This is a genomic window from Coprococcus sp. AM97-35 (assembly GCF_027697525.1).
GTDB classification, from domain to species: Bacteria; Bacillota; Clostridia; order Lachnospirales; family Lachnospiraceae; genus Allocoprococcus; species Allocoprococcus comes.
In genome coordinates, this window is the sequence record NZ_JAQESL010000006.1 from 110,108 (window position 1) to 125,262 (window position 15,155).

The 15,155-nt window shown below is 42.5% G+C and carries 13 protein-coding genes; 9 read left to right on the plus strand and 4 right to left on the minus strand.

Features of this window, described 5'->3' with window-relative positions; translation table 11 throughout:
* The first annotated feature begins 105 nt into the window (after positions 1 to 105).
* From PG840_RS07260 to PG840_RS07270, 3 genes are all read left to right on the plus strand, one after another.
* Positions 106 to 897: a hypothetical protein gene (locus PG840_RS07260; RefSeq protein ID WP_270205317.1), complete on the plus strand. Its 792-nt coding sequence runs from the start codon at positions 106 to 108 to the stop codon at positions 895 to 897.
* A 159-nt stretch (positions 898 to 1,056) separates the two neighbouring features.
* A complete protein-coding gene (locus tag PG840_RS07265; protein ID WP_270205318.1) occupies positions 1,057 to 1,590 on the plus strand; it encodes a prolyl-tRNA synthetase associated domain-containing protein in 534 nt (177 codons plus the stop codon).
* A gap of 372 nt (positions 1,591 to 1,962) precedes the next feature.
* Entirely contained in the window at positions 1,963 to 3,336 is a 1,374-nt protein-coding gene (locus PG840_RS07270) for an NAD(P)/FAD-dependent oxidoreductase (RefSeq protein WP_270205319.1), read from the plus strand.
* Positions 3,337 to 3,492: 156 nt separating this feature from the next.
* Here PG840_RS07270 and PG840_RS07275 read toward each other — a convergent pair whose 3' ends face one another.
* Complete coding sequence (locus tag PG840_RS07275; RefSeq protein WP_270205320.1) at positions 3,493 to 4,821, minus strand: MATE family efflux transporter; 1,329 nt, start codon at positions 4,819 to 4,821, stop codon at positions 3,493 to 3,495.
* Positions 4,822 to 5,150: 329 nt separating this feature from the next.
* Here PG840_RS07275 and PG840_RS07280 point away from each other — a divergent pair, with 329 nt between their 5' ends.
* Both PG840_RS07280 and PG840_RS07285 read left to right on the plus strand, forming a co-directional pair.
* Complete coding sequence (locus PG840_RS07280; RefSeq protein ID WP_117822769.1) at positions 5,151 to 5,849, plus strand: ABC transporter ATP-binding protein; 699 nt, start codon at positions 5,151 to 5,153, stop codon at positions 5,847 to 5,849.
* 14 nt (positions 5,850 to 5,863) lie between these two features.
* Entirely contained in the window at positions 5,864 to 8,182 is a 2,319-nt protein-coding gene (locus tag PG840_RS07285) for an ABC transporter permease (RefSeq protein WP_270205321.1), read from the plus strand.
* Between the two features lie 40 nt (positions 8,183 to 8,222).
* Here PG840_RS07285 and PG840_RS17020 read toward each other — a convergent pair whose 3' ends face one another.
* Positions 8,223 to 8,717, minus strand: a complete 495-nt coding sequence (locus tag PG840_RS17020) for a LysR family transcriptional regulator substrate-binding protein (protein WP_442872504.1) — start codon at positions 8,715 to 8,717, stop codon at positions 8,223 to 8,225.
* On the opposite strand from PG840_RS17020, the gene PG840_RS07290 reads away from it, so the two are divergent.
* From PG840_RS07290 to PG840_RS07300, 3 genes are all read left to right on the plus strand, one after another.
* Positions 8,599 to 9,198 (plus strand): chromate transporter, encoded by a 600-nt coding sequence (locus PG840_RS07290; protein ID WP_270205323.1) that lies wholly within the window; start codon positions 8,599 to 8,601, stop codon positions 9,196 to 9,198. The genes PG840_RS17020 and PG840_RS07290 overlap by 119 nt on opposite strands.
* Positions 9,195 to 9,740 (plus strand): chromate transporter, encoded by a 546-nt coding sequence (locus PG840_RS07295; RefSeq protein WP_195368209.1) that lies wholly within the window; start codon positions 9,195 to 9,197, stop codon positions 9,738 to 9,740. Before PG840_RS07290 ends, PG840_RS07295 begins: the two co-directional genes overlap by 4 nt.
* Before the next feature lie 345 nt (positions 9,741 to 10,085).
* Positions 10,086 to 11,774, plus strand: a complete 1,689-nt coding sequence (locus PG840_RS07300) for a Na/Pi cotransporter family protein (RefSeq protein WP_270205324.1) — start codon at positions 10,086 to 10,088, stop codon at positions 11,772 to 11,774.
* A gap of 51 nt (positions 11,775 to 11,825) precedes the next feature.
* Here PG840_RS07300 and PG840_RS07305 read toward each other — a convergent pair whose 3' ends face one another.
* Positions 11,826 to 13,085, minus strand: a complete 1,260-nt coding sequence (locus tag PG840_RS07305; protein ID WP_270205325.1) for a dihydroorotase — start codon at positions 13,083 to 13,085, stop codon at positions 11,826 to 11,828.
* 283 nt (positions 13,086 to 13,368) lie between these two features.
* Positions 13,369 to 14,058, minus strand: a complete 690-nt coding sequence (locus PG840_RS07310) for a DUF6198 family protein (protein WP_270205326.1) — start codon at positions 14,056 to 14,058, stop codon at positions 13,369 to 13,371.
* Positions 14,059 to 14,266: 208 nt separating this feature from the next.
* On the opposite strand from PG840_RS07310, the gene PG840_RS07315 reads away from it, so the two are divergent.
* Positions 14,267 to 15,130, plus strand: coding sequence for a LysR family transcriptional regulator (locus PG840_RS07315; RefSeq protein WP_270205327.1), 864 nt, complete (start codon positions 14,267 to 14,269; stop codon positions 15,128 to 15,130).
* Positions 15,131 to 15,155 lie beyond the last annotated feature (25 nt).

The window sequence follows — 15,155 nt, forward strand, 5'->3', positions numbered from 1 at the left end:
TAAGTTGATTATAATTTTCAAAATTCGAAATAAATCAAGAAAATTCTCGAAATGAATTGATTAGGATTTGAAAAATAGAAAAGCAAAGGAGAAATGTTTATATATATGTATGAATTAGAAAACATGCTTCTTCAGATGCAGGAACATTTGGAGAAAGTTGTTACGCAAGCTAAAGCTGATTTGAATACAACAGTACCAGAAGGACACCTCAGAATTTCAATAGATAAAAATAAGCCGCGCTATTATCAATGTATAGATGATAACAAAGGAGTCTACATTCCAAGAGATAATAAAGAATTGCCAAAGCGCCTGGCGCAAAAAGGTTATAATAAGGCAGTGGTAAAAAAGGGAGAAGCAAGGCTTAAACAAATAAAGAGAATAACAAAAAATTATTCGGATGATGAGATTGAAAAAATTTATACGTCTATGAATAAAGCAAGACAATTACTGGTAACACCGATAGAACCAACATGGGATCAGCTGCTTACAAAATGGTATGAAGAAGAATATCATGGGAAAGAGTTTAAGGAGGGAACACCATTAATTCTTACTGAGAAGGGAGAACGTGTCAGATCAAAGTCAGAGAAGATATTAGCAGATTATTTTTATAGAAAGAATATTCTTTACAAATATGAAAAGCCACTTTATCTGAAAGGGTATGGTACCGTGTATCCGGATTTTACATTTTTGTCAAGAAAGACTTACCGGGAAATATATTGGGAACATGAAGGAATGATGGATAAACAGGATTATGCAAGAGCAGCAGTGCGTAAAATTGAATCCTATCAAATAAATCATATATATCCTGGGGAGCGGTTGATCATAACTTTCGAAACAGAACAAAATATATTAAATTCAAAGATAATAGAGAATCTGATAGAAAAATATTTGATATAAAAGGACTTATGATATAATTAGCTTGTTGGGGAGAAGGATACTCTGATGGAGAGATAGAGCTGTTTGGAAAAATCTTACACCGCGATGAACATTTGCTATACAAGTATGCAGAGAATGAAATGTTTAAAAAGAATAAAGTCTAGGACGGAGGAGAAATACATGGAATTAGTAAACGGAAGACCAACAGACACACAAGGCAGATTGGATAAGGAAATCCGCGTATATGATTTCCTGGATTCGCTAGGAGTCAGCTACCAGAGAATCGACCATGAAGCCGCAATGACAATGGAGGCATGCGAGGAAATCGACCGGACGCTGGAGGCGACGATCTGCAAGAATCTGCTTTTATGCAACCGACAGGAGACACAGTTTTATTTACTGATGCTTCCGGGGGATAAGGTGTTTAAAACAAAGAATCTGTCAGCGCAGATTGGTTCGTCCAGACTTTCTTTTGCAAAAGAGGAGTATATGGAACAATATCTGGACATCACGCCGGGATCTTTAAGTGTGCTTGGACTGATGAATGATAAGGACAGGATGGTACGGCTTCTGATCGATGAAGATGTGCTTACAGGAGAATATATCGGATGTCATCCATGCATCAATACATCGAGTCTCAGACTTAGGACAAAAGATCTGGTAGAGAAGATTATTCCGGCAATGGAACATGAGCCGACCATCGTGAAGCTGTAAATCCGCCAGAAAACGAAAAGGGTAGCAGAAACAGCAATATAGAAACAGAAAGATTTTTGACAGTGCAAATATAAAAACTGGATAATGAAAAATATTACAAAATCTATATAAAAAACAAAATAAATTCATGCAAAATTCATATAAAAAAAGAAAGAAACACCTTGACGAAAAGAAAGATTTCTCTTAAAATATGAAAGGTTGTGCAAAAGAAGAACAACTGCCGTGCAGAATCATCTGGATACAGACAGATATGCGGCAGTTTTATTATGTGACATAGTATAGAATTGCACATATATTACAGTCTATATTTATGACACAGGCAATTTAGTGAAAATTATATTTTATCATGCAAATAAAAGGAGAGATATACGGATGAAGTATGATGTAATTATTATCGGTGCCGGACCGGGGGGAATTTTTGCTGCTTATGAATTGATGAAAAAGAAACCAGACTGCAAGATCGCAGTATTTGAAGAAGGTTATCCGCTGGAAAAGAGAAAATGTCCGATTGATGGCAAAAAAGTAAAGAGCTGTATCAACTGCAAACGCTGCTCGATCATGTGCGGATTTGGCGGAGCCGGAGCATTTTCAGATGGAAAATACAATATCACCAATGATTTCGGCGGAACTTTATTTGAGTATATCGGTAAAAAACAGGCTGTTGAGCTGATGAAGTACGTCGATGAGATCAATATGGAAAATGGTGGAGAAGGGACAAAACTGTACTCCACAGCCGGAACAAAATTTAAAAAGCTTTGTCTTCAGAACAAGCTGAATCTTCTGGATGCATCTGTACGTCATCTGGGAACAGATATCAATTACGTCGTTCTTCAGAATCTTTATGATCAGATGAAGGATAAAATGGACTTCTTCTTTGATGCACCGGTTGAGACAATCGAGATTACTGATGGCGGATACCGCATTGTATGTGAAAATGGCGCTTATGAATGTAAGAAATGTGTGGTTTCTGTCGGACGAAGCGGAAGCAAATGGATGGAAAAGGTCTGCAAGGATCTTGCAATCCCGACCAAATCAAACCGTGTGGATATTGGTGTCCGTGTAGAGCTTCCGGCAGTGATCTTCGCACACCTGACAGATGAACTTTACGAGAGCAAGATCGTATACCGTACAGAAAAATTCGAGGACAATGTGCGTACTTTCTGTATGAATCCGAACGGTATTGTGGTAAATGAAAATACAAACGGTATCATCACAGTAAACGGACACAGCTATGAAGGAAATGAAAAAAAGACGGACAATACCAACTTTGCCCTTCTGGTTGCAAAGCATTTCTCTGAGCCATTTAAGGACAGTAACGGATATGGTGAAAGTATCGCAAGACTTTCCAATATGCTAGGCGGTGGTGTGATCGTACAGCGTTTTGGTGATCTGGTACGTGGAAGAAGAAGTACAGAAAAGCGTATTGAAGAAGGTCTGGTAACACCAACCTTATCAGCAACGCCTGGTGATCTGAGTCTGGTTCTTCCAAAGCGAATCATGGATGGAATCATTGAGATGATCTATGCCCTGGATAAGGTAGCACCTGGTACAGCAAATGACGATACCCTTCTCTATGGTGTGGAAGTAAAATTCTACAATATGGAAGTAGAGATCGATAAGAATCTGGAAAGCTGCCATAAGGGACTGTATGTGATCGGTGACGGAAGTGGTGTTACACATTCTCTGTCCCATGCATCTGCAAGTGGTGTTTATGTTGCGAGACATATTATCAGCGAAGAAGAATAGTCTGCAAATAAAAAGTCGGACTGGGATGGAAAAGTAAAATAAAGAGAAAATTAAAAACCGTAAATCCGGAGATTTGCAGTATTGTAAAGAGCAAATCCGGATTTACGGTTTTTTGTTGTATCGAAAAAGTAGTAGAACTTTTTGATGCAGATATGTCTAGTTTTTTATGGTTGCCTGCCGGTAAGTCATATAGGCGATCACAGCAGTTGCAAATTCGGTAATTCCGAATGCGTACCAGATTCCGGAAGCCCCGAAGATCCGGCTTAAGATAAATGCGGCCGGAATAATGATGATCGTATATCTGCACAGTGAGATGAGCAGGGACGGTGTTCCCTTTCCAAGTCCTTCGAGTGCACCAGAGCTGGTGATGGACACGGAAGAAACTAAAAATCCGAGGCTGATAATCCGAAGTGCCATTCCTCCTGCCTGAATGGTTTCCGGATTAGAACTGAACAGTGCGATCAGTGAATCCGGGAAGAGCTGGCAGTAAACGGTACCAAAGAGCATGATCCCAAGACTCAGATAAAGGGTATCGGCAAACAGTCTGTGGACACGCTTTGTCTCACCGGCACCGTAGTTGTATCCGATCAGCGGACGCATTCCCTGGATGATTCCATTTGCCGGAAGATACAGGAAGGTCTGAAGCTTGTAATAGATTCCGAGCACCACCACGTAAACCTGGGAGTAGGCGGAGAGAATCCCATTTAGTGCGGTGATAAGCAGGGATGGAAGTGCCATATTCAAAGTGGCAGGGATTCCAACCGCATAAAGCCGTCCGGCCATGGCACGGTCTACGTGGCAGCTTTTATGAATCTTCACCGGAAGCGGTCTGGTAAAATAAAAGGCAAGGTACAGTACCAGTGTGACAACCTGACCAAGACCGGTTGCAAGTGCGGCTCCTTCAATTCCCATTTTCGGGAACGGTCCGATTCCGAAGATCAGAAGTGGATCCAGTACGATATTGAAAATACATCCGCTCATCATGCAGATCATGGACACGCGCATCCGTCCGACTGCCTGGAAAATTTTTTCCCAGGTAATTTCAAGAGAGATTACAATGGAAAATCCAAATGCGATCCGGGAGTAGGCATTTCCCATCTGAATAACGGTCATGTCTTTTGTAAAAATCTGTAAAAATAGCGGCATTACGGCAATTGTGACTACGGTAAGAACAATACCGTGGATGACAGAGAGAAAAAGTCCCTGTGTGGCAGCTGCATCTGCTTTTTTCTGATCCTGGGCGCCAAGGAAAAAGGAGATGGCGGCATTGATTCCGATTCCAAAGCCGACACCGACTGAGGTGATAAAATTTTGGATCGGGTAGACTAAAGACAGAGCAGTCATTGCTTCTTCACTGATTCGTGCAACGAAATAGCTGTCAACAATATTATAAAGAGAGTTGACCATCATTGAAATCACCATTGGCAGAGCCATGGAAATCAGAAGTGGCAGAATTGGTTTTTCTTTCATGTAAGTCTGGTTCATAAACATTCCTCCTGATAAATGTAAAGCATAAGGTACAAAATCTGTAAAAAAGGGCAGAAGCCCGATATATAAAAAGCCACATAACTGTCGCTGTATGCAACAAGTTATGTGGCGAAAAGTAGATATCTATTTTGATATCCAGAAAAATCCACAAAGATTTTGGTATAAAATTACACAGATAGTTATTTTAAAAATTTTCCTTCCATTTGTCAATATCTTTTTTTAAAAATAACAATTAAAATATTGACAAAAAAGTAAGCCTAAACTAACATAAGTGTATGAAATATAACATTACTACGATATGAGTAACTAAAGGAAGGAGTAGAGGAATGTTTTTAGAGATTAAGGGGATCAAAAAATCGTTTGGAACAGGCGACAGCCGGGTAAATGTTCTGAAAGGATTTGATCTGGAAATTGAAAGAGGAGAGTTTTGTGTGCTTCTGGGACCATCCGGTTCCGGAAAATCGACTCTTCTGAATATTATAGGCGGTATTGACGGGGCAGATGAAGGAAGTATTACGATTGATGGAGAACAGCTGGAGGATATGACAGAGAAGAAGCTGTCCCTGTATCGGAGAAAGCATCTGGGTTATATATTCCAGATGTACAATTTGATTCCAAACCTGACACTTAGAGAAAATATTGAAATTGGTGCTTATTTAAGTAATCGTCCGCTGGATGTGGATGAGCTGATGCAAACGCTGGGTATTTATGAACATCAGAACAAGCTGCCGAACCAGCTTTCCGGAGGACAGCAGCAGAGAACCGCGATTGGACGTGCAATTGTCAAAAATCCGGACATCCTGCTCTGTGATGAGCCAACCGGTGCGCTGGATTATAAGACATCCAAGGAAATCCTGAAGCTGATCGAAACAGTCAATCAGAAATATGGGAATACCATTATTATGGTTACCCATAACGATGCAATCAAGGATATGGCAGACCGGGTGGTAAAACTTCGTGATGGAATGATCCGCAAAAATTACTGTAATGAGCATAAACTTTCTGCAAGTGAGCTGGAATGGTAAGGAGGACGCGTGTTATGAAGAGTCCGTTGAGAAAACGGCTTCCGAGAGAACTGAAGGGAGAAATTGGAAAATACCTGGTGGTTCTGATCCTTATGATTGCAACGATTGGGTTTGTATCCGGCTTTCTGGTTGCTGACGGAAGCATGATAAAAGCATATAATGAAGGCTTTGAGAAATACAAGATTGAAGATGGAAATTTCCGGGTAAAGAAAAAAATTACCAAAGCACAACAGGAAAACATCGAGAAAAATGGTGTGACACTGTATGAAAACTTTTATCTGGAAGAGGCACTGGATAATGGAAGTACCATGCGTATTTTCAAAAACAGGGAAGAGATCAACCTGGTGTGCCTGATGGAAGGAAAGCTTCCTGAAAAAGCAGGAGAAATGGCAATTGACCGTATGTATGCGGACAATAATAAGATTTCTGTCGGAGATACACTGAAAAGTGGTTCACAAAAGTGGAAAGTCACAGGATTTGTGGCACTGTCTGACTATAGCTGCCTGTTCCAGAACAATAATGACAGCATGTTTGATGCAATCAAATTCGGGGTATCGGTTGTAACACCGGAAGAGTTTGAATCTCTGAATCAGGATAAGATTCAGTACAGTTATTCCTGGGTGTATGACAAAGAACCGAAAAATGAAAAACAGGAAAAAAAGATGTCGGAAGATCTGATGGAAGCACTGGGGGAAGAAGTCACTCTGGAGTCTTTTGTGCCACAGTATCTGAACCAGGCAATTACATTTACCGGTGATGATATGGGGAGTGACCGTGCAATGATCACAATGCTCCTTTATATGATCATTGTGATCATTGCGTTTGTATTTGGAATCACGATTAGCAATACGATCCGGAAAGAAGCAGGTGTGATCGGAACTCTGCGGGCTTCCGGGTATACAAGAAAAGAACTGATCGGACATTACATGGCACTTCCGGTGATCGTTACGCTGATCGGTGCGGTGGTCGGAAATATTCTGGGTTATACAGCACTGAAAAATGTATGTGCGGGGATGTATTATGGAAGCTATAGTCTGCCGACCTATGTGACGGTGTGGAATGCAGATGCTTTTTGGATGACAACAGTGGTTCCGGTGCTGATCATGCTGGTAGTCAACTATGGAATCCTCCGTTACAAGCTGAGGCTTTCACCGCTGAAATTCCTGAGAAGAGATCTTTCTGGAAGCAGGCGGAAAAGAGCAGTTCGGTTAAGTCCGAAGCTTGGAATCTTCCATCGGTTCCGACTGCGTGTGATCTTCCAGAATATGAGCAATTACATCGTACTTTTTATTGGAATCATATTTGCGAATCTGCTTTTGTTCTTTGGACTTTTGCTGCCGTCAGTACTTTCGCACTATCAGCAGGATATCCAGAGCAATATGCTTGCAAAATACCAGTATATGCTGGAGGTTCCGGTAAGTGCGATGAGCGGAAATAAACTGGACAGTATGCTGGAACTTTTACAGTTCTCTTATGGAACAAAGACGGAAAATGAAGATGCGGAAGCGTTCAGCGCTTACTCATTGGAAACATTGCCAAGCAAATATAAGACAGATGAAGTGATCCTGTACGGAATCAAACCGGACAGTAAATATATCGATGCAGATCTGGAGGACGGTGACGGTGTTTATATTTCCAGTGCCTATGCAGAGAAGTTTCTGTTGAAGCCGGGCGACTCGATCACGTTGAAAGAAAAATATGAAAAGACAAAGTATACATTCAAGGTTAAAGGAATCTACAAATACAACGGCGGAATCTGTGTCTTTATGCCACAGGAGCAGTTAAATGATACCTTTGATCTGGGAAACGATTATTTCAGTGGATATTTTTCCGATTCGAAGATCAAGGATATTGACGGGAAATACATCGGTTCGGTGCTTGATCTGGAAGCACTGACAAAGATTTCGAGACAGCTGGATGTATCTATGGGAAATATGATGGGGATGGTCAACGCTTTTGCAATCGGTATTTATATGGTTGTGATCTATCTGTTGTCCAAGATCATTGTTGAGAAAAATGCACAGGCTATTTCCATGACGAAGATCCTGGGATATACCAATGGAGAGATCAGCAGGCTTTATATCTGGTCAACGACGATCGTGGTGATCATCTGTCTGCTTCTCAGCCTGCCGATTGAGAAAGCAGTTATGAATGTGCTGTTCCGGGAAATGATGCTGACTAGTATTTCCGGCTGGATCGCGCTTTGGATCGATCCGAAGATCTATGTAGAAATGTTCCTGATCGGGATCGGAACCTATGCAGTTGTGGCAATGTTAGAATATCGAAGGATTAAACATGTGCCGATGGATGAGGCACTGAAAAATGTAGAGTAAGGGAGTAAAAGAAGAGAATTAAGGTACGGATCAGGGCAGACTAAGCTGCCCTGTAGATTGCCGGGACAATCTCGCGGAGGAGAGCAAGAAGCGCCTGAAACTGTGCGTGATGATAAATATTTTTCCGATAGACAGCACAAATGTCCCTGGTGTCATGAAAGTGATCCGGGGTAAAGAAATGAATGTCCGGAAAGGAAGTAGTCCGTGCATAAATTTCAGGAAGAAAGGCAATCCCCATCCCTCGTCTTGCAAGAGAAAAGGCAGTATTACTGCTGGTGCAGATGCAGCGGATATTTGGATGGAAAGCAGCAGTATCGCAGATCTTCCGGCTGATCTTTCCGAGATCGTGATCTTCTGAAAGCAGAATAAAAGGAACTGCAGATAACGCAGGCAAATGAATTTGAGGAGTGGCAGAGATGCCCTCCTCTTTTTGTGATGGATCGGAAAAAGGACACAGAGAGTCAGGGATTGCCAGGACAAAACTTTCCTTTTTCTTTAAGATAGGATGTTTTACATTTGGAGGCGGATGGAGTATTCTGGCGCAGATGGAGCAGGAGTTTGTAGATAAACGAAAGCTGATCACAAAAGAGGAACTGCTGGATATGGTTGCGGTTGGAAAGTCAGTTCCCGGAATTATGATCACCAATATCAGTATGCTGTTTGGCTATTATGTAGGTGGCTGGTTCGGAGGTGTCTGTGCAGTACTCGGAATGACCTGTCCGGCGGTTCTGATCCTGTCGTTTGTTACTGCATTTTATAAGGTGCTGAAAAGTAATGTCTGGTGCTATGCGGCACTTCGCGGAATCCGCTGTGCGGTAGTTCCGATTATGGGAAGTGCGGCACTTTCACTGGGGAAAGAAGCGTTCCGCAGAAAATCAGCAATCCCGATCTGTGCGTTAGCACTGACGCTCTGTGTATTTACGGATATCAGTAATGTGGTGATGATCGTAGCGGGAGTGATACTGGCGCTTTCTATAAGAGCGGTGAAACAGACAAGAGGAGGACAGACGGCATGATCTATCTCAGACTTTTTACAGCGTTTATGAAAATCGGATTTACCAGCTTTGGCGGAATGTCGATGATCCCGGTTATTATGCAGGAGATGAAGGTCAATCAGTGGATGACGGCGGAGGATCTGACTAACTTGATCGCTATCGCAGAAATGACACCGGGACCGCTTGGGATTAACTGTGCGACTTTTGCCGGGATGCAGACGGCAGGTGTTCTGGGTGGGATTGCAGCGGTTATGGGCGTGCTGATGCCAGCTTATACGCTGACGCTTGGCGTAGCGGTGTGCTTCGCAAAGTTCCGTGGCAATGATATTATGAGCTGTATGTTAAATGTGATCAAGCCAATCTGCATCGCAATGATCCTTGCGGTGATTCTGGATCTGATGCAGGAAAATTATTTTCCGGATGCGAGGATTGACTGGTTTGGGTGCGGGATCGGAGTGGTGATGTTCTATCTGATATTGAAGAAGAACTGGTCAGTACCGAAGGTGATCATTCTTGCGGCGGTGTTTGGAATAGTTGGATATGGTGTGCTTGGGATTGGATAGATTTATAGATAGAACAGGAGAGTTATTCTTTTGCAAATTTGAAGATTTGTAAGAGGGTAACTCTCTTTTTGTTTCATAGGAAATTCCGAAGAAACTTCCTATGAAACAAAAGGCACTGCGTGCCGGAGAGGCACAATCTTTTTTAATGCGATTTTACATAACTATGATCATGGGAAAGAAAAAATGATAGAAGAAAGAAAATTTAACCTAAACTTAACATAGATTTGATTGGAATTGCATAGACCACAGATAAAATGGAAAATGAGCTGAAAGGGAAGACATCATTGTAAGAAGTAAGTTTAAAAGATGTTAACAAACACAGGGTAAATTGAGAGAGGAATTAACATGAACGAGAAAATTCAGATCATTTTCGGACTGCTTGGCGGTCTGGCAGTTTTTATCTATGGAATGAACATGATGAGTGAATGTCTGCAAAAGGCGGCGGGCGATAAGATGAAAAGCATTCTTGCACTTCTGACGAAGAATCCGCTTCTGGGAGTGCTTGCCGGTGCGCTCACAACCGCGGTACTCCAGAGCAGCAGTGCGACGACAGTTATGGCGATTGGTTTTGTAAGTGCGGGACTGATGAACCTACCACAGGCAATTTCCATCATTTTTGGTGCAAATATTGGTACAACCATGACAGCACAGATTATTGCGTTTAAGATCAGTGACTATATTTATGTGATTATTTTTATAGGATTTCTGATTTCATTTGTAACAAAATCAGAAAAAGTAAAAAGTATCGGCCAGACGATTTTTGCCTTTGGTCTTCTGTTCCTTGGAATTGAGACAATGGGAGATGTCATGAAGCCATTGGCATCCAGTCCGGTATTCACAGACCTGATCGGACGGGTTGCACATATTCCGGTACTTGGTGTGGCAGTTGGTACACTTATGACGCTGGTCGTACAGAGCAGTAGTGCAACGATCGCAGTCTTGCAGAACTTCGCTTCCCAGCCGGGACCGGACGGGGTTACGAGTATACTTGGGCTTGCAGGAGCAATCCCGATTCTTTTAGGTGATAATATCGGTACAACGATCACAGCACTCCTTGCCAGTATCGGACAGTCAAAAGATGCGAAGAGAACCGCTGTGGCGCATTGTATTTTTAATATTTCCGGCTGCTTTTTGTTTATCTGGTTCGTAAAACCATTTGCGGCACTGATCCAGAGCATTTCACCGAAAGGTCCGGAGATTGAAGTGATTTCCAGACAGATTGCAAATGCACATACTGTATTTAACATTACAATGACACTGATCTGGGTATGCCTGATTAAACTGATGGTGAAGATTGTCATGACACTGATCCCGGATGGCAAAAAAGGTGTCGAAGATCCAGGCAGCCCGATTTATCTGGATGAAAATATCATCAGTCAGCCGGCAGCAGCGCTGCAGCTTGTAGCAAAAGAGATTTTCCGTATGAGTGACCAGGTAAGAGATATTCTGAAGAAAACGATTGAGCTTGTGAAAAATGAAGAAGTGAAATCTATTGACGGTCTGAAAGAAAACGGAGAACAGGTTGAACGCCTTGGAAAGTGTATTACCGAATATCTTGCAGCTTTGTTTTCTTCGGGTTCATTGACCGAGCAGCAGGCAGCGCAGACGGCGAGCCTCATGTGTGTACTCAGCGATGTGGAACGTATGGGAACCTTAAGTGTGGAAATGGCAGAATGTATGTTGGAAAGATCAGACCGGAAGTATAAATATACACCGGAAGCGATGGATGAGCTGCAGAAGAGTTTGAAAGTACTGAATAAGATGTTCTGTGATTCTCTGAAGGCACTGCAGGGAGATGATGGTATCGAACCAGGCAAGATGATGAAGCGAAAGGATAAGCTTCTGGATCTGGATATCAAGATGCGGAAAGCGCATATTGAGCGTGTCAATAAAGGAAAATGTAAGGCGAGTCTTACTGCTCCGTTTACCAATATCCTGCATCTGATCGACCGTATGGGAAACAGTTGTATCAACCTTGCGGATGTGGCGGAAAGCGGAACAAGTATGAAATACTTTATGCTGGAAGAAAAATAAGAAGATGGAAAAATCCACGGACTTTAGAAGATTCAAAGTCCGTGGATTTTTTTAATCATGATAAACGATTTTTCCATCACAGATTGTATATTTCACTTTGCCATACAAAGGAGTTCCGGTAAATGGTGAGTTGGATGAAAGGGATGCATATTCGGTCGGAGTCCAACATTCGTTTTCATCGAAGATCACAAGGTCAGCTGCCTTTCCTTCGGCGAGCTGTCCGTATGGAAGGTGGTAAAGCTTTGCAGGATTAATCGTCATTTTTTCAAGCAGCTGAAGAAGAGATAAATGTCCCGGTCTTACAAGGCTTGTGATGCCAAGGGCAAGGGAAGTCTCCAGACCGATGATTCCGCTTGGAGCTTCGGTGATTGGTTTTGCTTTTTCTTCTTTGCTGTGCGGTGCATGGTCGGTGGCAATCAAGTCGATGGTTCCATCTGCAAGTCCCTGAATAATCGCCTGACGGTCCTTTTCGGTACGGAGCGGCGGATTCATTTTCGCAAGTGTTCCATGCTCAAGGACTGCGTCTTCCGTCAGTGTAAAATGATGCGGTGTGGCTTCGGCGTGAAGTTTTGCACCCATTTTCTTATAAGTACGAACCAGATCGACAGAGATACCGGAGCTGATATGCTGGATCACAACATCGGCACCGGATTTCAGTGCCAGCATGCAGTCTCTTGCAACCAGAGATTCTTCTGCAATGGAAGGAGAACCGTAGATGCCAAGCGCATCGGATACCTTTCCGTGACTGATTCCGTTGTTGCGGATGAAAGAAGGATCTTCTTCGTGAAGGCTGACCGGTACGTTAAGCTTTGCCGCCTTTTCCATTGCGTGGAAGCAGAATTCTGCGTTTAGAAGCGGGATCCCGTCATCGGTAAATCCACATGCGCCTGCTTCTTTTAAGGCGTCCATATCGGTTTCTTCCTGCCCTTTCAGGTTGCAGGAAATCGAAGCAGCCTGGAAGATACGGATCTTTTCTTTGGAAGCACGCGAAAGGTTGTCTTTGAGAACCGGAACAGAGTCCACAGTCGGGGAAGTATTTGCCATGCAGATCACGGAAGTAAAACCGCCTTTTGCAGAGGCAAGTGCGCCGGTGTGGATGGTTTCTTTATAAGTAAATCCCGGATCACGGAAATGAACGTGGGTGTCAATCAGTCCCGGTGCAACCACAAGCCCGGCTGCGTCAAGGACTTCCTCTCCTTCTTTTGTAATCAGGGATGCCATTTCTTTGATGATGCCATTTTCAATCAGAAGATCCATTTTTTCGGAAAGTCCGGAAGCAGGATCGATGACAAGTCCGTTTTTGATAATCATAGTAGTTAAGCCTCCTTGCAGGATATTAGTCTGCTTCTAGTATACGGGATGGGAAAAAGGTTTGTCAATGCGACAGGAGAAGTTGAGAAAATAAGACTGGCTACAGAATCCAAAAGAGTGTTTGCCGAAATGATGGAAATAAGGTATGTTAAAGATAAGTCATCGTATTTAAATTGGGGAAAACAAAAGAAGAAGGAAATCAGAAGGGAAAGTAGAATAAAGAAGAGATTTCAGTTTTGATATATCCGATCTGGTATGTATCAAAATTGAAATCTATTTTCTTTTATGCATGTCTCATATTCTTTTCAAGAGAAATTTTCTTTTTCCCGGTTGCACGGTAAAATTCCACGTGGTTTCCAATGAATCTCTGGATGACAGATACTGTTTTTCCGGTCAGAAATGCGCAGAAGACAGTGCCGATTCCGATTCCGTAGAATCCATGGAGGATTGCAATGGAGAGGATCACGGTGGTTGTCAGACAGGTAAGATCAAAGGTTGTCTTAACGATTTTATAGTTCTTTTTTACAATCTCGGACAGATCACGCGGAAAAATATCCGTTGGAATGATCGGTAGCATACAGTTGTTGGCAAGGCAGATACCGAAGCACATCAGTAAGAATCCTGCCAGGAAATAAACGATGTGAAGAGGCAGGGAGTTCGGCAGAGCCTGTATCCATGAGTTATGTACGTCGATCATTTTTCCAAATCCGATTCCGACTACGAAAGAAAAGAGGTAGCCGGGACAGAATGAACGCTTAAGAATCATCAGTGTAATAACAAGCAGTGTCTGGAAAATATAATTCCATGTTCCGAAACTAAATAGTGGGAAGGCGATGCTAAATACAAGGGGCACTGAGGAGATCGTTGAGATCCCGAATCCGCTTTTCGACATCAGATCCACGCCGAGTGAATTGATCAGCAGGACGATGAGCAGAGCGACTTCTCCGGCCAGATGAAATTTTTTCTTATTCATAGGTACAAATCCTTCTTTCCTGATAAATAATAATTTACAAAAATTTTATATTTAAGCTGTTTCTCATTATAATGAAGAAAATCGATAAAAACAAATGATTATTTTGAATAAACTGATTCTAAAATAGAATGAAATATGTTAAGGTAATGGAGAGTAAAGAGTTGATTTTGAAAAATAAGGTGACTGCGGAAGATAAAAGAGGGAATATATGAATATCGAATATTTAAAATATTTTTCAGAGCTGGCAAAAATCCAGCATTACGGAAAGGCGGCAAAGGCGCTGAATATTTCACAGCCGGGGCTCAGCCATGCAATCAAATCGTTAGAAGAAGAGTATGGAGTCCCGCTTTTTCAGAAGGAAGGGCGGAATGTGAGTCTCAGCCGCTACGGCAAAGAACTGATGAAGGATGTGGATGAAATCCTGGGAGCATATCTTCGTCTGGAAGAGCGGGCGGCAGGACTTCGGACGGAAGAGAAAACGGTGCGGATCGGCAGTGTGTATCCTCTGGCACCGGGGACGATCCCACATATGCTGAAAGAGTTTGGGGCAACATTTCCGTTTATCATTTACAACCGGATGACACCGGAGATCGCAGAAGGACTTTTGGATGGAAAATATGATATCGGCTTCTGTTCGGATCTTCTGAAATCGGATGAAATCGAGTATTATCCGATTCGGGATTCGTATATCGCGGTAGTGGTTCCGAAGGGGCATCCGCTTGAAAATAGAGAACAGATCAGTCTGAAAGAGACAGCCGGATACCCTCAGATCATGTTTTCCAAGACCAGCGGTTTTCGTACTTTGCAGGAGCAGATTTTTGCAGAAGAAGGAATTAAGGTAAAGCCGGTGTGTGCTGCAGAAGAGATTGAAGTTATCACAGGACTTGTGGAGAATGGGTTCGGGATTTCCGTATTGCCGTATATGGATATCGTGCGGTTGCACAATGTGGTGACGATTCCGGTGAAGACTTCAGGGTGGAATTCTAAATTTTACATTGCGAGAAGAAAGTATGGAATCCGTTCAGAGCAGGAGGATGCATTTTTCCGGTATTGGAAGAAAGAACATCATTAAAATTCATTAAGAATCCTTGCGCTTA